Genomic DNA, 19,226 nt, shown 5'->3' on the forward strand with positions numbered 1-19,226 from the left:
ATTTATGAAAGAGGTCTATTGTTTTAATTAAATTGAATAGTCTTGTAATTCTCAGGCTATGTCAATTTTTTTATTTATTGGTAAATAATGAATAATTAAAGTCACAAAAAAAGCCACCCTGATCAGTGGCTTTTTTTACTGACGCTAAATCTTAGCGTGCACGATAAGTGATGCGACCCTTAGTTAAGTCGTAAGGAGTCATCTCCACTTTTACACTGTCGCCAGTTAAAATACGGATGTAGTGTTTACGCATTTTACCAGAGATATGAGCAATCACTTCGTGGCCGTTTTCTAAACGTACACGGAACATAGTATTAGGAAGCGTCTCGGTGACAACGCCTTCGAACTCGATGAGTTCCTCTTTATTGGCCATAGCCTACCTAAAAGAATAAATTAGAAAGGCGCAAATTATAGTCAATTTTTTCGTATAATACAAGGCATAGCAGGCTTTAGACTGATCATCTGAAAGCAAAATAAGCGAAGCATCAGTACAAATATTTTAACTAAAAAACTGCTTGTTGATGTTGTCACTTTGGTCAATCACAGTTAATCTAAAAAATATCTTTTTAGGTATAAATGAAGCACATACAAGGAAGGTTTTTGAGTGGGTCAGCTAACAGATGCATCGGTTGTACTGCGATTAGGCTACCAGGCGATACGTCGTGCGGGTTTGCCAACCGAAGAATTGCTTACTAAAGCAGGAGTTGCCTTAAACCAGGTTGAAGCCAATGACCGTACCCCGTTGAGTGCACAGTATGCATTCTGGGTCGCGGCAGAAGAGGTCAGCAAGGATCCTGATATCGGCTTACATTTGGGTGAACACCTGCCACTTTACCGTGGTCAGGTCATTGAGCATTTGTTTATTTCATCAGAAAACTTTGGTGAAGGGCTAAAACGTGCCTTGGCTTACCAGCGCCTCATCAGTGATGCCTTCCATGCGCAACTGGTCGTGGAAGATGACCGCTGTTATTTGACCAATGGTGAGCAGCTTTTTGCCGAAAATATCGTCAATCGCCATTTCACTGAATGTGCTATGTCTGGTGTACTGCGTTTCTTTAAATTTATTACCGAAGGGCGTTTTGAGCCGATTTATATCGACTTCAATTTTTCTAAAGGCGCAACTGATGATGAATACTTCCGTGTCTATGAATGCCCAGTAAGTCTGGGACAGAAAGAAACACGTCTTTATTTTGATCCGAGTATTCTTGAATATCCGCTTTGGCAGGCAGAACCAGAATTACTCCAGCTGCATGAGCAGTTAGCAATTGAAAAGCTGCAAGAGCTGGCACGTTATGATCTGGTGGGTGAAGTGCGCCGTGCCATCGGCTCAACCTTGGAAAGTGGGGAAACCACGCTAGAAACAGTCGCTGCCCAGCTGAATATTACTCCCCGCCGTTTGCGTACCCAGTTGAGTGAAGCCAATACTAGTTTCCAGCAGATCCTTTCGGATTATCGTTGCCGTCTGGCTAAACGCTTACTCGCAGGAACCAGTGAAAGTGTAGAGCGGATTGTTTATCTGACCGGTTTCTCCGAGCCAAGTACCTTCTATCGTGCTTTTAAGCGTTGGACCAATGAAACGCCAGTGGAATATAGAAAGCGCAAGCAGCGTTAAATCCCTCCTAACCTCCCTTTAAAAAAGGGAGGAATTTTCTCTCCTTCCAGAAGGGGGTAGGGGGAGGTAAATGAATAAAAAAAGGATTCAATTATCCTGGCATGTTTAACCAATGTGGTCCCAAGGGCACTTTTGGTAAATTAAATTGTTCAGGATAATGCGCCTGAATAAAGTAGAGTCCATCTGGTGGTGCAGTCACACCTGCCGCTTTGCGGTCTTGTGCAGCAAAGATGGCATCAATCTGATCGATGTCATACATGCCCTGACCAATTTCCAGCAAACAGCCCATGATGTTGCGCACCATATGATGCAGGAAGCCATCAGCCTGAATATCCAGGACCAGATAGTGACCATGACGAATTAGGCGACAGTGATGCACATGGCGTACAGGTTGATTGGATTGACAGGCAGAGGCACGGAAACTTTCGAAATTATGTGTGCCTTCAAACTTTGTCGCAGCTTCAATCATCTTGTCGACATCTAAATCGTAATGGATATGGGTGACCTGTTTATGCAATAGCGCAGAACGCACAGGGTGATTGTAGACTACATAACGATAACGACGGGCTTGGGCTTTAAAACGGGCATGGAAATCCATGTCCATTTCCTGAATCCACTGAATTGCAATATCTTTAGGCAGCTGACTATTACAGCCGCGTAACCAGCCATATTCGGAGCGATCAGCAGAGGTATCGAAGTGAGCAACCATATTGGTGGCATGCACGCCGGCATCAGTTCGACCTGCACCATGCAGGATAATAGTTTCATTGGCGACTTTAGACAGAACCTTTTCAATCGTTTCCTGCACGCTTGCTACGCCGGGCTGTTGGGTTTGCCAACCTCTGTAGTGTGCTCCACTAAATTCAATACCGACTGCAAAACGCTGCATATTCACCTCAAGATTCAACTAATCAGACCAATGGTGATGCCATTGCTCCACGCTGTCGTATTGTAAATACATTTTCAGGGCTTTTGCATATAGATCGGCATGGCCATAGGCATCATTGAGTAAAATCCGGCAGTCCTGTACCCATTCTGCAATAGCATAGCGTTGGTCTGTGCTCCCGAAAGGTACCTGTGTAGTCAAAACTACAGCACAGCCAGCATTATAGAAATCATCAAAAAGCTGAATGAGATCAGGATTAACTGCGAGATTTCCTGTGCCAAAGCCCTGCAGAATCAGGAAGTCTGGAGGTGAAGCCAATAATTGCTTAAGGTTATGAAGCTGCTGATCTAGCCCAATTGGCTGCATCATGATACTCAGGCAATTAAATTGCTGTGCCTTAATCAAATCTTGTGCAGTAATGCTATGTGTATATAGTTGCGGTGGAATTTTTACTTCTGCATCTATGCCAGCAAAGGCCTTGAGTTCAGTAGTATGTTGCTTTAACGCTGTTCTGCCATGAACCAGTTCTTGGTTAAATGCCAGATAAACGCCCATCTCGACCTGCTGTACAGAATCTAGAGCAAAGCATAGGTTGTCCAAAGCATCACTGAATTCGCGTGGCTGCTTGCCAGCTGCATTTAATAATGGGTACTGGCTACCGGTTAAAACCACATAGGCAGATTGCCCTAAAAGATGCGCCAGCACGGCACAAGCATAGCTCATGGTATCTGTACCATGAATGATAACAAAGCGCTGATAATCCTGAGCCTGCAGTTGCTGAATAAACTGAATCAAGGCTAGCCAGTCAGGAGCAGTACATGCACTGCTGTCCTTAATTACAGGGGCGCAGAAGCACTCTACTGAATGCGTGTCTTCATGCAATAATTCTTTTAGTTTTATAAAAAAAGATTCGGCAGGCATAGGAGCGAGTGGATCACCAACGCATCCAAACGTACCTCCCATATAAATCAATGCAATATTTTTCATCATAAAAAAAGCAGCCATAGTGACTGCTTTAGTGTAGAACGAATTTACTTAAGAAGCGATTCGATTCAGTAATTGATCAACATGGGTTCGTTGTTGTGGACTGTAGTCCGCTTCCTTTTCTGCCAGGATTTCACGTGCGGCATCATAGGCACCCAATTGGATATACTGCTCTGCCAATTCCAGATTTAATACTACCTCATCCGTTTCCGTTAATTCAGGGAATGATTGAACCAGTGGATCATTTTGATGAACGGTTGAAGTAACGGGCGCAGATGGAATATCAAAACTGATTGCCGCGCTGGCTGGTTTTTCAGGAACGGCATCTAGTTTAAAGTCCAATTCTGAGACAACAGGTACTGCTGGACTTATAGGTTCATGTTTAGCTAAACCTGATAAATCAAATTCTGGTACTGCGATTTCTGGCTGAGTTTCTGTGGTTGACGTTGTATCTGCCGAGAAAGAAAAATCAAGAGGTTGAACTGATTCTGCAGTAGGTACTGGTGTCACTTCTGGTTTTTCTGAGCTGCCTAAGTCAAGCTTAAAGTCCATAACCGGTGCGGCAGTTTCAGGCTCGGCAGCAGGTGCAATTTCAGTTTCAGCTTTTATTGAGCTATCTAAGTCAAAGCTAAAGTTTAGTGCAGATGTGGCAGTATCTGATGTTGTCTTCGGTGTAGGCTCAGATGCAGGAGCGTCAGAGAAGTTAAACTCTAAACCTGTAGCTCTTGGGAGATCCTGGGCTGCATCACTTGCCGGTTTAGTCAGAGTGGGCTCAAAATTAAATTCCAGCGGCTGGATATCATTCTGTGATGGCGCCGGCTCAAATACAGCTTTTTGAGGCTTATTTTCTTGTTGCAGTTCATCAAAAGCGAGGTCATTAACTACTGGGCTGTGGGTTGGGGATAGCTCTTCAAAGGCAGCAGTGTTGTCTATAGATCCTGTCTCAGTTACTGATGAGCCAGCGCTTAACTGTGCAGAAGGAAAATCAATTGTATCCTTGGTTGAAGTAGCTGAATTTTCAAACTCTGCCTTTTTAGTTTCTGCCTGCGCAAGAATGTCATCCAAACCGAGTGAACGGACATGTGTGATTAACTGAGAAATGGCAAATTCATCTTTCTGCTGAATATGGATATCAAGGAGCAACAGATACAGTTCATGCTGGCGGTTGTCTTTTTTGAGTGCCTGATTGATTTGCGCTTCAGCGGCAAAGAAATTTCCTTCACTGATCAGGCGCTCAATTTTCTTGCGCAGATCTGCTGAAAGAGCAATAGCTTCCTGAGGGTTCGCTGCAACTTCTTCAACCACCCGGGTTTTTGCTGGGGTAGCCCGTGCTGAACTGGTGGTTTTTCTCGCTTTCGCTGTAGTTGCCTTTGGTTTATCTGACTCTTGAGCATCCTGACGTTTTTTGACTACAATCAGAACGATGATCAATAAAATTAATGGAATCACATAAATCAGCATGATAAGTACCCCTTAGAGATAGAGGGCTCCATATATCCACTCATCCCTGTAAATCAATGTATGTAATGATTAGTTAATTGGCTTTTTTATCTGCCTGTTGTGCTTTCAACTGCTGTTGCAGTCGGGCAAGACGGGCATTTAATAATTGAATTCTCTGATCCTTCTGATTAAGCGCCAATTCTAATTCAGTTACGTTTCTCTGTAATTTAACGGTTTTTTCTCGAACTGTCATAACTTTTAATGACAACTCTTTCGAAGTTTGACGGTCTAATGTGTTTTGATTTGCAGAAAGTTGCTTAGTTTCTTGTTGGTTCTCAGCAACCAGGCTCATTTCAGCTTGATTTAAACGATATTTGGTACTGCCTTTAGCCTTATTCTGAACTTGTGCAAGCTCAGATGTCTTGACGGTAATTGGCTGTTTTTGTGCGGGCGCAATATTCAAATTCAGTGCCGCACCACGCTTCAGGCGATTCGCATCTCCGCCAATAAAGGCCTGTTCATTATTTTTTTTAATTTGTTGCATGACTTCACCGACACCGCGGTTTTGTTCCTGAGCAATACGTGCAGCAATTTTCCAGAGAGATTCATTGGATTGAACCACATAACTTGCTTTTGCAATAGATGTCGGGCTCGCTTGAGGGGAGTGTTTCACTGGAGCCGGAGCTGCTTGAGGCGGTTTTTTAGGAGGGACTTGCTTCTGTTTTGCGACTTGTTCGTCGGCATATTTTTTAACTAATGGGTCGCTGGAATTGGAGTGTGGCGCAGCAGCAGGATAGGTCGCCACTGGCTTTTGACTTTGTACTTTTTGAGTTGGTATATCTTGATTCGGCTGTGCAACAGGCGCTGCTGAAGCAGCTTGTGCTACCTGAGTTTTTGTTTGAGCTGTGGTAGTGACTGGATTTTTTTGAAGACTATTTGAAGCTAGAGGCTTTTGTTGAATAGCTGGCATTGCAGGTTTAGCGATTGGTGTGGGTGTCGTCAAAGTACTTGCGACTAGACGCGTATTCACAGCTGTAATAGCTTCCTCAACCTTGACTGGAGCCTGAACGACAGGAGTCGTTATCGATGTTGTCTGAGGGATAGAGTTTGGTGATAATGGCGGTGGAGTAAGACGCTGTACAGCCAATGGTTTTTCCATAGCTTTGGTATTCGCTGCTGCAGGCTTGTATTGCGTACTGACAGGTAAATTTAAACCAATTTCATTTTCATTCACCACCACGACTGGGGTTAATGTTCGTTCATTCGCGCTGATTGAAGCTTTTAGCAGATCTGTCTTGGGTTTGAGTGTGGTCTTGATATGTTGTAAGCGTGCTGCATTGCCTTCTTTAACTTTAACTACAAAATTCAGATCATTTTGAGTGATTGGGCGTGAAGAAGTAATAGTAATCACACCTGTGCCATTACTGCTACGACGGGTAAAAAAATTAAGATGACCGGGAGGTTGATGCGTAGTGCCCAGCGTCATTAAATCTTCTGGCGTAGCTAAACTCACTTCAATCGGTATATTGATATCTGACTGACGGAAATTCATTTCCGCATAGAGTAATTCCCCGGGTGCTGATTGAACCTGAACTGGCTCAACCGTGATTGCAAAAACATGCTGTGTAATCATCATGGTTAAAGTAGCAATTTTGAATTTTTTATATACAGTCATCTTCATTCTAGGCTCAGCATCGGTCATATTATAGGCAGTATGGCTCGATGATTGGGATGTCTATGTTTGTTCAACTATTTTCTTGATAGTGACACAAAAAAGCCGATCAATAAAGATCGGCTTTTAGATTGATTATAACGCGCTTAATTAAGCATTTTTATAATCAATCAGAATGCGTAGCATACGGCGTAAAGGCTCAGCAGCGCCCCAAAGTAACTGGTCGCCTACAGTGAATGCACCCAGGTATTCTTTACCCATGTTCATTTTACGCAGACGGCCGACTGGAACAGTTAATGTACCGGTTACTGCGACAGGCGTCAGATCAGTCATTGATGCTTCACGTGTATTTGGTACCACTTTTGCCCATTGGCTAGACTGACGGATCATATCTTCGATTTCATTCAAAGGTACGTCACGTTTTAGCTTCAAGGTAATTGCCTGAGAGTGACAGCGCATTGCACCGATACGTACACAGTGACCATCGATTGGAACGATCTGCTGGTTGCCCAGGATCTTGTTGGTTTCAACCTGACCTTTCCATTCTTCTTTCGACTGGCCGCTTTCCAGCTGCTTGTCGATATATGGAATCAGAGAACCAGCTAGCGGTACACCAAAGTTTGCAGACGGGAAGCCTTCACCACGTTGTAATTCAGCAATTTTAGAATCGATGTCCAAAATTGGAGAGCGTGGATCATCGAGTAGGTCTTTAGTATTGTTATACAGGTAACCCATGCCTGTGATCAGCTCACGCATGTTTTGTGCACCTGCACCAGATGCCGCCTGATAGGTCATCGAAGTTGCCCATTCCACCAGGTTGTTCTGGAATAGAGAACCTAGGCCCATCAGCATCAGGGAAACCGTACAGTTACCGCCAACGAAAGTTTTAGTACCTTTCACTAGGCCATCTTTGATCACGTTCAGGTTAACCGGGTCAAGTACGATGATTGCTTCATCATCCATACGCAGCGTAGACGCAGCGTCAATCCAGTAACCATTCCAGCCTGCAGCTTTCAGCTTAGGGAAAACCGCAGTGGTATAATCGCCACCTTGGCAGGTAATAATGACATCCATTTGCTTCAGACGATCAATATCTGTCGCATCTATAAGTGCTGGGGCAGTTTTACCACCAAATGCCGGTGCTTCACCACCTGCATTACTGGTAGAGAAATAGAATGGCTCAAAATGAGCAAAATCATTCTCTTCAACCATACGTTGCATTAGGACGGAACCAACCATCCCGCGCCAACCGACCAGACCTACTTTCATGTCACTTTGCCTCGGTGCGTTAAAAAATTAAAGGGGGTTCGAGTGTACCAAAAAGGGACTCAACTGCAATAGCTACACAATAGAAACATCAATAATATTGAGCGAAATATCTTGTTTATGTTACATACAAAATTGATAACGCAGATTTTCTTCTAGAAAAAATAACAACATAGTAAAAGAGTCACTTTATGATTTTGTTTATTCAGATATTGTCAGTGCTGGTCATCTGGCTCAGTTTCTGGTCCCTGATTCCTCGTGATGAATGGTGGATCCGTGGCGCCGATTTCCCGCGACTACAAATTCTGATCATTGGCTTCATTGCACTAGGGCTTTACATATTCTGGGAGCATTCCTGGACCTTGATAGACCAAATTATTTTTGTAGGACTAGTCGCGGCACAAGCCTACCAGTTGAAGATGGTCTTGCCTTATACCTTTATCTGGAAGAAACAGGTGAAGAAGGTCAAACGGCAGCAACTGGATCCAAGCAAACAAATTTCTTTACTGGTTTCTAACGTGTTAATGACCAATGAAAAATATCATCTATTACTCGAACAAATTCAACATTTAGCTCCAGATCTGGTACTGACGCTGGAAACCAATTCAGAATGGCAGAAACAACTCTCAGTGATTGAAGCGGACTATCCCTACCGTGTACCTGTGCCCTTGGATAACCTGTATGGGATGCATCTCTACAGTAAATTAAAACTCAGCGACACCGAAGTGAAGTTTATTTTGAGTAATGAAATTCCTTCGATTCATACCACAGTCACTTTACGTTCTGGCCATCCGGTTCAGTTATATTGCCTACATCCAAAACCGCCAAGTCCGACTGAAGCCAAGGACTCGAAACTGCGTGATGCTGAATTGCTGATTGTTGGCGATCAAATCAAGGATCTCGATGAAAGCTGTATTGTGATGGGGGATCTGAATGATGTCGCCTGGTCACGTACTACACGTTTGTTTCAGCGTATTAGTGGCTTGCTCGACCCGCGTGTCGGGCGCCGTTATGTGAATACCTTTCATGCCGATTATCCGATGTTCCGCTGGTCACTTGACCATGTCTTCCACAGTACCGACTTTGCTTTAGTCCATATGGAGCGTTTGCCACATGTGGGCTCGGATCATTTTCCGGTGTTTGTGGTACTACAAACCGGGCGAGTCTTTGATCATGTACAAGAAGAACTGGAACAGACTGAAGAAGATGAGCAACAGGCTCAGGAAGCTATACAAGAAGGTATTGAAAAAGCTGAGAAAGAAGAAAAAATAGTCACGGATGAAATTGCTCAAACCTACAAAAATGGTTCAAAAGTGTGATGGATTTATCGGAAAAGTGTACGAAATGACTTACACAGATTGGGGTCTTAAACGATATTTATTCCTCGATGATTCCAATATTCTGCTTATATCAGCACAGGGAGTCGAGAAGGGAATTTCTCATAAGGAAGACGAAGCTGAATGAAGACATCATGGATATGATGATGAAATGGAAATCACAAAAAACCAAGAATTAAAATGTTGAAAGCACAACCTCATTAACCCGGGTTTTTACAGGATGTAGAGCCCGGGTTAAACTATTTTAGAGCTTTAATTTTCTTTTTTATTTAATTGATTATTAAAACAATTTATTGAGTTGAAATAATTTCTGAAAAACGTGTATGTAGTTTATTATTTCTGACAGTGACTCAGCCCAGGAATTTGAAGTACTTAAACCCTATTGTGCCAATCAATAGTCAGCAGCTAAAAAAACCGCAACTGCTTTTAGAAGCCTTGAACCATTCCCATAGTCTTGTGACTGCCGGTATGAATGGTTGACTGGTTGGACTCGGTAATGCCATTTCTGATGGCTATCTGGTGATGTATTTTCCCATTTACTGGTTTATCCAGAATTACAAGGGCCGGCATTGGTCGCCGAATTATGCAGGCCATGCTAGAGCGTTATTCAAGATTTCATCAAAAAATTTTAGTTGCTGACCAGCATGCTACCGGTTTTTATCAGGCTTTAGCTATGTTGGTCATACTGAAGCCATGTGGATTTATCAGGGAACAAATCATTAATCCATGATGAAAGAGTTCGAGAACTCAATAAATCGAATCATAACCCTGTGGGCGGGTCTTAAAACGGCGATGGAACCACATATATTGCGTTGGGGCGATCCGTAACTGGCGTTCAATAATCTGGTTCACGCGAGTGGCATCATCCAGTTCATCTGCGCTTGGCAGGTTTTCAACGGGTGGCTCAATCAGGACATGATATTTTGGATTTTTGATATCGCCGTGACGGTAGAAATACAGTGGGATCGCAGCGGCTTTGGTCATTTTTAATAAACGACGGTGTGCGGTCACGGTTGCAGCAGGAACGCCAAAAAATGGTGCCATTACGCCTTGTTTTAAACCGAAATCCTGATCCGGGCTGTACCAGATCGCATGTCCATTTTTCAGATTACGCACCAGACCACGCATATCATCATGGTCAATCTGGTTGGCATAAATTGTGGCGCGGCAGCGATAAATCAGTATATCCAGCAAGGGGTTATTCTGCGGACGATAGACGACATCCGGTTCAAAATATTGGGCACACAGGTAGCCGCCAGCATCCAGCAGGGTAGAGTGCGTACCGAGTAATAATGCACCTTTTCCTTCAGCTTGTGCTTGCTGGATATATTCCAGACCTTCAATAGTTACACGGCCTTTAAACCATTTTGGCGTGTACCAGGCATTTAAGGTTTCAAACACACCGAGCATCTGGTCAATAAAGACCTGACGGGAATTTTCCTGCACTTCTTGCGCAGACCATTCTGGAAAACACACTTCCAGATTGCGCACTGTAGTTTCACGGCGAGATTTGAGATATTTAAAACTTAAGCTACCCAGTAAAGAAGCCAGACGGTACTGAATCGCCCAAGGTAAAATCGCCAGAATCATCAGGAATACAATACCAATCCATATGCCCCAATACTGGGGAGACAGGAAGGCCCACTGAAATTCACCGGGTTGGTAATCTGGCTTTTTACTCATAATCTGCTATTTAAACCTCAAGATATCTGCAGTGTAGCAGAAGAGCTTTTTGAAACAAAAAAGTGAAAATAAAAAAGCATCTGTATGAATACAGATGCTTGGCATTGGAGAAATAGAAAACTTAAGCTTTGGTCATATTTTCCAGTTCATCCCAACGTTCCATTTTTTCCAGCAAAATCTCGTCAATTTCACCTAAACGTTCAGATGCCTTGGTTGCTGCTGCTGCATCTTTCACAAACCATGAGCCATCTGCCAGTTTGTCAGAAAGTTCAGCCTGTTCACTTTCCAGTGCTTCGATTTCTGCAGGCAATTGTTCAAGTTCACGTTGATCTTTGTAGCTGAGTTTCACCTTTTTCGGTGCAGGAGCAGCGGCAGCCGCTGCGGCTTCAGCTTTGGCTGCGGCTTTTTTAACGGCAGATTTTTGATCGACTGCTGTCTGGTTCGGACGCTGTTCTAAATAATCCTGATATCCACCGATATATTCATCGATATTGCCTTTACCATCAAATACCCAGGTTGAGGTCACGACATTGTCCATAAAGGCACGGTCATGCGAGATCAGCAGTAATGTGCCTTTATAGCCACTTAACATTTCTTCTAATAGTTCAAGGGTCACCATATCCAGATCATTGGTTGGTTCGTCCATCACAATCAGGTTTGATGGTTTAAGCAAAAGTTTTGCCAGCAAAATACGGTTACGTTCACCACCAGACAGCGCTTTTACCGGTGTACGGGCACGTTCAGGCGAGAACAGGAAATCTTGTAAATAGCTATAGATATGACGACGACTGCCATTGATGTCGACATGGTCAGAACCTTCAGCGACATTATCTTTTACCGATTTTTCCAGATCCAGTACGTTACGTAACTGGTCAAAATAAGCCACTTCAAGCTGTGTACCAGTTTTCACTGTGCCGCCATGCTTAAGCTGGCCTAAAATCGCTTTAATCAGTGTGGTTTTACCAACACCGTTATCACCGACTAAACCAATACGGTCGCCACGCATTACCAGTGCCGAGAAGTCATTAATGATTGGTGCATTGTCACCAAATTTCACGCTGAGGTGTTCAATCTCAAATACGACTTTACCAGAACGGCTCGCATCCTGAGTTGCCATGCTCACTTTACCTTGTTGTGAGCGGCGTGCTTTTGATTCTTCGCGTAATGCTTTAAGCGCACGGACACGACCTTCGTTACGGGTACGACGCGCTTTAATCCCTTGGCGAATCCATACTTCCTCTTCAGCAAGACGCTTGTCAAACAGCGCATTCTGCTTTTCTTCGGCTTCCATCTGCTGTGCTTTAAGCTCGAGATAACGTGAATAGTTACCTTCGTAGCTACGCAATGTACCACGATCCAGTTCAACAATACGGGTTGCAATGCTGTCTACAAATGAACGGTCATGCGAAATAAACAAGAGGGTTAAATTATTTTGATCGAGCAGGAATTTCTCTAACCATTCAATACTTTCAACGTCCAGATGGTTGGTTGGTTCATCAAGTAACAGAACGTCTGGTTGGGTCAGCAGGGCACGAGCCAGCAGCACACGACGCTTACGACCACCGGATAAATCGGCAAGGTCTGCATCAGGATCCAGGCCCATTTTACTCAGGATAGAGTTCACCTTGGTTTCTAAAGCCCAGCCATCCAGCTGATCCATCTTGTGCTGCAATGAACCCATGCGGTCACAAGCTTCCATATCACCCAGTACGCAGGCTTCGCTGGCTTCATGATAAGCACGTAGAACTTCTGATGCTTCACCTGCGCCATCCGCCACGATATCCGCGACTTTGCCTGAATCCATCGGCACGTCTTGGGCCAACATGGAAATTGTGATGCCATTTTGTAAGGAAACTTCACCACTGTCAGGTAACAGGCTTCCTTCAATCAGTTTAAGTAAGGTAGACTTACCTTCACCATTACGGCCAATCAAACACACTCGTTCACCGCGTTCTAAATTAAAGTTAGCGCCGTCGAGCAGTGCAGGTCCGCCAAACGCGAGTTGGACATCCCTAAGGGTAATATAGGCCATAATGGTTTCCTGAAATCCTATGATGAGGACTTAAAATGACTAAACAACAAAATCTAAATGATCAGGCGTCATTTTCCGCACCCATTGAAGATTTGCAAGTCCGAATTGCATTTTTGGACGATTTAGTTGAACAGTTGAATCAGCTGGTGACCAGGCAGAATCTGGAAATCATCAATCTTCAAAAGCAAATGACGCTGTTATATCAACGTGTTGAGTCGGCAGATTTGTCTGAGGGCATTGCAGAATTCGACCCGATTATTGATCGACCACCGCATTATTAATTATGTAATTGGTCATGTAGAAAACCCTCGATTGTGAGGGTTTTCGCTTTAATGGGTTTATGCTTTGTTTCAGCAGGGTAATCCTAGTCAGTAAAACTAGCCATGCTGAAAATAATTTGACCTTTTTCACGCTTGCCCCTCTAATAGCGCTTCCAGGTTTTGTTCAGATTGGTGTTCCATGTCACAGAAAGTTGTTTTACTCGATCTTGAAAATAATTTCCCGACCGCCACTCTATTACGTGAAATCACCAAGCATTATCCAATCTTGTACCTGTTTAGCTGTGCCGGAAAGTTTGAATTTGAACTGGAAGACCTGACCGAACTGGCAGGCTGGATCGCCAGTGGGCAAGTGGTCATTCTGGACATTCCTGAAGCTGAACACCGTGAATATGAATATGCGGTCATTGTCGGACAGCTGATGGCACTGCTGGAACCGGACACGCATGTGGAACTGATTTCAGCCATGGACAGCAGTGAAATGCTGATGCAAATGCTGATTGCATCTGACATTAGCTGTAGCCTGATTCAGGTACAGGCAGAACCAGAACAGGATAAAAAAATCTCTCCTAAATTCAAGATCCCAAGTCTCGACACCATTCAGCAGAAACCCACTTTACAACTGGTGAAAAAATATTGTGATGCACTGGCGAAAATGCCAGGCAAGCCAACCACATTGGAAAGCCTGAAAAATTCTGTGGCAAATATTCTGCAAGTACTGCCAGGCAAAGCGCAGCATGTAGTCGGAATGCTGATTAACCTCAAGATTGTAAAACGCTATGAAGATCAGATTGCCTTCCGTAAAAAGGTATTAAAGCAATGGTCACAACTGGATCTGTCTGCTGCACCAACTACATCGCTTGATCTGAGTCAGGCCATTGCTGAATTGACCCCGGAAGAGCCAGAAAAAGTCATTGAAGAACAATCTGCCATTCAGTCTGTACAACAGGGATTGTTCAAAAACTTTGACCGCATTGATCCGGTACAAATGGAAGTGGCACGCAAGCTGCGTGAACTACAAGGTGACAAGCCTAAAGATATTTATGAATTGCGAGATTTACTGGAACAGTTATTTCCAAAATCCGATGTGCGTTTATTGCTGAAGGAACTGCTGGAGAAAGGCTATATTTACTGGAATGGTCATGAAGTTCTCTATAGCCATGAGATGTTCCTGAATTAATTTTGTCGCGCAAACTTGCGTTTTATATTGAGCTTATGCAACTCTAATAATAGAACATAAAGGTTGAGCTATGGAAAATACAGGAATCTGGGTTGCTGTCGTCATCATTGTATTTGTACTGGGATCTATTTTTGGTCTGCGTGTCAGCCCACGGGAAAGAGCTTTGGGTATGATGCGTGAGAAAGCCCGCAAGATGGGATTACACCCACGTCTGGTTGTGGCTCCTGACTGGACCAAAGTGCCGATGGCCACTGAAAAGCGTGCCAGTATGGTGGCTTATTATAGTGTGCTGATACCAGACGCACGTTTGCCACTGATGCGTGCCCGTGTGGTCGATCAAAAGCTTGAGCTGGTACAAGGCGATGACAAATTTAAAGATTTTCCCATTGCATTAAAAGGCATTTATGCTATTGATATGCAGGCAAACTGTGTAGGACTGTATTGGGATGAAGAATCTGACCTTAGAGCCACGCAACTTGATGACATCAAGGCACTATTACATTCTTTGGCTGAACTTTAATTTTAGAAATAAACAGGATTAAACGGTTAATATGGCGAACGCTCCTCGGTCCACATCAAAAAGCAGCACGGCGAAGTCTTCCGACGCTGGAAGTAAACGTGCCTTGGTGATTGTGGAGTCGCCTGCAAAAGCGAAAACAATCAACAAGTATCTCGGTTCAAACTACATCGTGAAATCCTCGGTGGGTCATGTGCGTGACTTGCCAACGGGCGGCTCTGCGAAAACTGCAGAGAAAAAACCAGCAACGCGAACCAAGCTGACTGAAGCAGAAAAAGCGGAAAAATCACAGCAGGCGTTGATTAACCGGATGGGTGTCGATCCAGAACATGACTGGAAAGCCAAATATGAAGTCCTTCCGGGCAAGGAAGGCGTAGTCGCTGAACTGAAAAAACTGGCATCGCAAGTCGATGAAGTGTATCTCGCAACGGATTTGGACCGTGAAGGGGAAGCGATTGCCTGGCACTTAAAAGAAGTGATCGGCGGCGATGATTCACGCTACCAGCGTGTGGTCTTTAACGAAATTACCAAAAATGCCATTCAGGAAGCGTTTAAACAGCCCTCACGTCTAGATACCAATAAGGTTAATGCCCAGCAGGCGCGCCGTTTCCTGGACCGTGTCGTCGGCTTCATGATTTCGCCACTGCTATGGGAAAAAATTGCCCGTGGCCTGTCTGCGGGACGTGTACAGTCTGTCGCTGTAAAGCTGGTGGTGGAACGCGAACGTGAAATTCGTAAGTTCATTCCGGAAGAATACTGGCAGGTTTTTGCAGATACCAAATCCAAGAAAGATGATATTCGTCTGGAAGCGGTCAAGCAAAATGGCAAGACTTTAAAGCTGCATAATAAAGCTGAAACTGACGCTTTATTGAATCTGATTAAAGACGCCGAATATAAAGTTATTAGCCGTGAAGATAAACCGACCAAGGTCAATCCAAGCGCACCTTATATCACGTCCACCTTGCAACAGGCCGCAAGTACCCGTCTAGGTTTCTCGGTGAAGAAAACCATGATGCTGGCGCAGCGCCTGTATGAAGCTGGTTTCATTACCTATATGCGTACTGACTCCACCTTCCTGAGTGATGATGCAGTCAATATGGTGCGTGGTCATATCGAGTCAGAATATGGCGAGAAATATCTGCCAGCCAAGCCGAACCGTTATGGTAATAAAGCCGGTGCGCAGGAAGCCCACGAAGCTATTCGTCCATCCAATGTCGCGCTGAAAGGCGACAGTCTGGCTGGAGTGGAACGTGATGCACAGCGTCTGTATGACCTGATCTGGCGTCAATTTGTTGCCTGTCAGATGACACCAGCAGAATATTTATCATCGACTATTTTAGTGGATGCGAATGGTGTTGAACTGAAATCCAAAGGTCGTACTCTGGTATTTGATGGTTTCACCAAAGTTCGTGGCCAGAACAAATCTGATGATGATGTACTGTTGCCTGCTGTGAAAGTCGGTGAAGTACTAAAACTTGAAAAATTAGATCCATCTCAACATTTTACCAAGCCACCGGCACGTTTTACTGAAGCATCTTTAGTCAAAGAGCTTGAGAAAAAAGGTATTGGTCGTCCTTCGACTTATGCTGCCATTATCTCGACCATTCAGGATCGTGGTTATGTAAAACTGGAAAACCGTCGTCTCTTTGCCGAGAAGATGGGTGAGATCGTCACCGATCGTCTGGATGAAAGCTTCAATAACCTGATGAACTACGACTTTACTGCAGACCTTGAAGGTCAGCTGGATAAAGTGGCAGATGGTGAGCGTAACTGGAAGGATCTGTTAGACAGCTTCTATGGCGACTTCAAGAAACGTCTGACCAATGCTCAGGGTGAAAACGGCATGCGCCGCAATCAGCCTGTAGAAGTTGAAGCTGTACACTGTAAAGAATGTGACCGTCCGATGCAGATCCGCACCGGCACAACGGGTGTATTCCTGGGTTGTTCAGGTTATAACCTGCCACCGAAAGAACGTTGTAAAGGCACACTGAACCTGACCCCGGTTGAGTCTTTGGCTGCACTGTCTGACGATGATGCCGCTGAAACTGCTGACCTGATGTCGAAAAAACGTTGTCCGATCTGCTCGACTGCCATGGACAGCTACGTCATTGATGGCGGTCGTAAACTGCATATCTGCGGTAACAACCCGGACTGTGCCGGTTTTGAACTGGAAGAAGGTGAGTTCAAGATCAAGGGCTATGATGGCCCAACCATTCCATGTGACAAATGTGATGGTGAAATGCAGCTGAAGACTGGCCGTTTTGGTCCTTATTTTGCCTGTACCAGCTGTGAGAATACCCGTAAAGTCTTGAAGAATGGTCAGCCTGCACCTCCGCGCGTTGATCCGATCAAGATGGAACACCTGCGTTCAACCAAGCATGATGATTTCTTTGTTCTGCGTGATGGCGCAGCCGGTCTGTTCCTGGCCGCGAGCAAGTTCCCGAAAGTCCGTGAAACTCGCGCACCGAAGGTCGCAGAACTGCGTACTGTAGCGGATCAACTGGATCCAAAGTATCAGTTTATCTTGCAGGCGCCAGATGTAGATCCTGAAGGTAATCCAACTCTGGTGAAATTCAGCCGTAAGAACCAGTCGCAATATATTGGTTCAGAAACACCTGAAGGTAAGCAAACCAAATGGTCTCTGGTTTACCAAGATGGAAAATGGGTTGAAGCCTAAAAGCTAAAAATGAAAAATGCCGACATCAGTCGGCATTTTTTATGGCAGAATAAATTTTAGAAATTTGATTAATAATAAAATTTGGGGAAGGTGTGGATATTCAAACAAAAAAATTCGCAGTGCTCATTGATGCGGATAATTCATCGATTAATGCAATCGCATCAGTATTAGAAGAAGTTGCTAAATACGGTATTGCCAGTGTTAAACGTGTTTATGGAGATTGGAGCAGTGAAACCTTAAAAAATTGGCGCGATGTTTTGCTTCCACATGCAATTACACCTGTACAGCAATTTGCCTATACCAAAGGTAAAGATGCAACAGACATGATCCTGATTATTGATGCTATGGATTTACTTTATGCAGGTGCATTAGATGGGTTCTGTATCGTATCCAGTGATAGCGATTTCACGCCCTTAGCTTCACGTATTCGTGAAAATGGTCTCACCGTCTATGGTTTTGGCAAAAAAGCTACTCCTGAAGCATTCAAAAAAGCTTGTGACAAGTTTATTTATATTGAAAACTTACTTGTAGATAGTGAAATTAAAAATAATGAGGATAGTGAAGAAACAGATTTAATTGATAAAAAAGTTTCGGATATTAGCAAGACAAGTGGACAAAAAACCATATCTGCCCAAAAGGAAATTCAGTTACCTGAAGGGATGGACCGAGCCACGCTTAATTTAATTTATAAAGCTGTAAAAGATAATGCAGATGAAAATGGTTGGGCCAATTTAAGTATGGTTGGGCAATACATAAGTGCGGTAAAACCTGATTTTGACTCTCGTAATTATGGTCGTGCCAAACTTTCTGGGTTAATCAAGACTTTAAATCTTTTTGAAACTAAGATTGAAATGAGCCAGATGTTTCTTAGAAAAATAAAAAAACAGAGTGCTTAAAGCATGTGGAAAAAAATCCGAATCCTGATTTTACTACTGATTTTATTTGTGGTCGCAGTCAATGCCTATCGTGACCAAAACCAGGACTGGTCCAAGCCTATTTTTGTCTTGTTGCATCCAATTAATGCTGATGGTTCAGCAGCTACCCAACAATATATTCAGCAGCTCTCGGCTCAGGATTTAAATGGAGCACAAGAATATCTGGAAAAGGCTGCGCATCAGTATCGTGATCAACCAACCTACTTCTATTTTAATCTTGGACGTGAACTGAAAGAAATACCGCCTAAAGTTCCTGAGCAGGCATCAGTTATAGATACCATTGTCTGGAGCCTGAAATTCCGTTTCTATGCCTGGCAACAGCAGCAAAGTTCAGATCCTTCGGCCAATGTGATCTTATATTTAAACTATTATGATGCGGCACAGCATAAACTATTAAAGCATTCAACGGCTTTACAAAAAGGCCGGATTGGATCAGTGAACCTGTTCGCTTCCAGGAAACAGACTGAACAAAACAAGATTGTCCTTGTACATGAGCTATTACATGCCTTTGGAGCCAGCGATAAATATGATCTGGCGACCGGTCAGCCGATGTATCCTGTGGGATATGCATTTCCAGATCAGCAACCTTTGTTTCCGCAAGCCAAAGCAGAACTGATGGCAGGGCATATTCCAACCTCTCAAACGTCAAGTAAAATGCCAGAATCTTTAAGCCAGACTCTAATTAATGAGATCACTGCGATTGAATTGGGTTGGAAACACTGATTGG

The 19,226-nt window shown here is 43.9% G+C and carries 16 protein-coding genes; 8 read left to right on the forward strand and 8 right to left on the reverse strand.

All coding sequences use genetic code 11. The features are described from left to right. Positions 1-151: 151 nt before the first annotated feature. Entirely contained in the window at positions 152-373 is a 222-nt protein-coding gene (infA, locus tag BK820_RS07610; RefSeq protein WP_001284370.1) for a translation initiation factor IF-1, read from the reverse strand. A gap of 231 nt (positions 374-604) precedes the next feature. Between infA and BK820_RS07615 the strand changes: the two genes are divergently transcribed. Then, complete coding sequence (locus tag BK820_RS07615) at positions 605-1,612, forward strand: AraC family transcriptional regulator (protein WP_071320561.1); 1,008 nt, start codon at positions 605-607, stop codon at positions 1,610-1,612. A 91-nt stretch (positions 1,613-1,703) separates the two neighbouring features. On the opposite strand, the gene truA is transcribed toward BK820_RS07615, so the two are convergent. The 5 genes from truA to asd form a co-directional block, all read right to left on the reverse strand. After that, positions 1,704-2,501 (reverse strand): tRNA pseudouridine(38-40) synthase TruA, encoded by a 798-nt coding sequence (gene truA, locus BK820_RS07620; RefSeq protein ID WP_071320562.1) that lies wholly within the window; start codon positions 2,499-2,501, stop codon positions 1,704-1,706. A gap of 18 nt (positions 2,502-2,519) precedes the next feature. After that, positions 2,520-3,488, reverse strand: coding sequence for an asparaginase domain-containing protein (locus BK820_RS07625; RefSeq protein WP_171260602.1), 969 nt, complete (start codon positions 3,486-3,488; stop codon positions 2,520-2,522). Positions 3,489-3,533: 45 nt separating this feature from the next. Further along, the gene (fimV, locus tag BK820_RS07630; RefSeq protein ID WP_071320564.1) at positions 3,534-4,943 is read right to left on the reverse strand and encodes a T4P machinery localization factor FimV; all 1,410 of its coding nucleotides are present in this window, start codon (positions 4,941-4,943) and stop codon (positions 3,534-3,536) included. A gap of 73 nt (positions 4,944-5,016) precedes the next feature. After that, complete coding sequence (locus tag BK820_RS07635; RefSeq protein WP_081409051.1) at positions 5,017-6,603, reverse strand: FimV/HubP-related protein; 1,587 nt, start codon at positions 6,601-6,603, stop codon at positions 5,017-5,019. A gap of 141 nt (positions 6,604-6,744) precedes the next feature. After that, positions 6,745-7,863, reverse strand: coding sequence for an aspartate-semialdehyde dehydrogenase (gene asd, locus BK820_RS07640; RefSeq protein ID WP_071320565.1), 1,119 nt, complete (start codon positions 7,861-7,863; stop codon positions 6,745-6,747). A 188-nt stretch (positions 7,864-8,051) separates the two neighbouring features. On the opposite strand from asd, the gene BK820_RS07645 reads away from it, so the two are divergent. Next, positions 8,052-9,179 carry an endonuclease/exonuclease/phosphatase family protein gene (locus tag BK820_RS07645; RefSeq protein ID WP_071320566.1) on the forward strand — a complete coding sequence of 376 codons (1,128 nt, stop codon included), beginning with the start codon at positions 8,052-8,054 and terminating at the stop codon, positions 9,177-9,179. 765 nt (positions 9,180-9,944) lie between these two features. Here the strand turns inward: BK820_RS07645 and BK820_RS07650 are convergent. Together BK820_RS07650 and BK820_RS07655 are read right to left on the reverse strand one after the other, a co-directional pair. After that, positions 9,945-10,880 carry an LpxL/LpxP family acyltransferase gene (locus BK820_RS07650; RefSeq protein ID WP_071320567.1) on the reverse strand — a complete coding sequence of 312 codons (936 nt, stop codon included), beginning with the start codon at positions 10,878-10,880 and terminating at the stop codon, positions 9,945-9,947. Between the two features lie 121 nt (positions 10,881-11,001). Continuing rightward, positions 11,002-12,912, reverse strand: a complete 1,911-nt coding sequence (locus BK820_RS07655) for an ATP-binding cassette domain-containing protein (protein WP_071320568.1) — start codon at positions 12,910-12,912, stop codon at positions 11,002-11,004. A gap of 35 nt (positions 12,913-12,947) precedes the next feature. On the opposite strand from BK820_RS07655, the gene BK820_RS07660 reads away from it, so the two are divergent. The 6 genes from BK820_RS07660 (at position 12,948) to BK820_RS07685 (ending at position 19,222) form a co-directional block, all read left to right on the forward strand. Beyond that, positions 12,948-13,193 carry a SlyX family protein gene (locus tag BK820_RS07660; RefSeq protein WP_071320569.1) on the forward strand — a complete coding sequence of 82 codons (246 nt, stop codon included), beginning with the start codon at positions 12,948-12,950 and terminating at the stop codon, positions 13,191-13,193. A 178-nt stretch (positions 13,194-13,371) separates the two neighbouring features. Further along, positions 13,372-14,370, forward strand: coding sequence for a hypothetical protein (locus BK820_RS07665; protein ID WP_071320570.1), 999 nt, complete (start codon positions 13,372-13,374; stop codon positions 14,368-14,370). Positions 14,371-14,440: 70 nt separating this feature from the next. After that, positions 14,441-14,890: an ammonium transporter gene (locus BK820_RS07670; RefSeq protein WP_048882541.1), complete on the forward strand. Its 450-nt coding sequence runs from the start codon at positions 14,441-14,443 to the stop codon at positions 14,888-14,890. Positions 14,891-14,921: 31 nt separating this feature from the next. Then, on the forward strand, positions 14,922-17,564 hold the full coding sequence (topA, locus tag BK820_RS07675; protein ID WP_071320571.1) for a type I DNA topoisomerase: 2,643 nt from the start codon (positions 14,922-14,924) through the stop codon (positions 17,562-17,564). Between the two features lie 92 nt (positions 17,565-17,656). After that, positions 17,657-18,460, forward strand: coding sequence for an NYN domain-containing protein (locus BK820_RS07680; protein WP_004890306.1), 804 nt, complete (start codon positions 17,657-17,659; stop codon positions 18,458-18,460). 3 nt (positions 18,461-18,463) lie between these two features. Continuing rightward, positions 18,464-19,222, forward strand: a complete 759-nt coding sequence (locus BK820_RS07685; protein ID WP_071320572.1) for a hypothetical protein — start codon at positions 18,464-18,466, stop codon at positions 19,220-19,222. The last annotated feature ends 4 nt before the right edge of the window (positions 19,223-19,226 follow it).

The sequence above is a fragment of the Acinetobacter sp. LCT-H3 genome, assembly GCF_001866125.1.
GTDB classification, from domain to species: domain Bacteria; phylum Pseudomonadota; class Gammaproteobacteria; order Pseudomonadales; family Moraxellaceae; genus Acinetobacter; species Acinetobacter schindleri.

Coding starts and splice junctions, on each gene's coding strand:
- infA (WP_001284370.1), bottom strand. CDS start 373: ATGGCCAATAAAGAGGAACTCATCGAGTTCGAAGGCGTTGTCACCGAG.
- truA (WP_071320562.1), bottom strand. CDS start 2,501: ATGCAGCGTTTTGCAGTCGGTATTGAATTTAGTGGAGCACACTACAGA.
- BK820_RS07625 (WP_171260602.1), bottom strand. CDS start 3,488: ATGATGAAAAATATTGCATTGATTTATATGGGAGGTACGTTTGGATGC.
- fimV (WP_071320564.1), bottom strand. CDS start 4,943: ATGCTGATTTATGTGATTCCATTAATTTTATTGATCATCGTTCTGATT.
- BK820_RS07635 (WP_081409051.1), bottom strand. CDS start 6,603: ATGAAGATGACTGTATATAAAAAATTCAAAATTGCTACTTTAACCATG.
- asd (WP_071320565.1), bottom strand. CDS start 7,863: ATGAAAGTAGGTCTGGTCGGTTGGCGCGGGATGGTTGGTTCCGTCCTA.
- BK820_RS07645 (WP_071320566.1), top strand. CDS start 8,052: ATGATTTTGTTTATTCAGATATTGTCAGTGCTGGTCATCTGGCTCAGT.
- BK820_RS07650 (WP_071320567.1), bottom strand. CDS start 10,880: ATGAGTAAAAAGCCAGATTACCAACCCGGTGAATTTCAGTGGGCCTTC.
- BK820_RS07655 (WP_071320568.1), bottom strand. CDS start 12,912: ATGGCCTATATTACCCTTAGGGATGTCCAACTCGCGTTTGGCGGACCT.
- BK820_RS07660 (WP_071320569.1), top strand. CDS start 12,948: ATGACTAAACAACAAAATCTAAATGATCAGGCGTCATTTTCCGCACCC.
- BK820_RS07665 (WP_071320570.1), top strand. CDS start 13,372: ATGTCACAGAAAGTTGTTTTACTCGATCTTGAAAATAATTTCCCGACC.
- BK820_RS07670 (WP_048882541.1), top strand. CDS start 14,441: ATGGAAAATACAGGAATCTGGGTTGCTGTCGTCATCATTGTATTTGTA.
- topA (WP_071320571.1), top strand. CDS start 14,922: ATGGCGAACGCTCCTCGGTCCACATCAAAAAGCAGCACGGCGAAGTCT.
- BK820_RS07685 (WP_071320572.1), top strand. CDS start 18,464: ATGTGGAAAAAAATCCGAATCCTGATTTTACTACTGATTTTATTTGTG.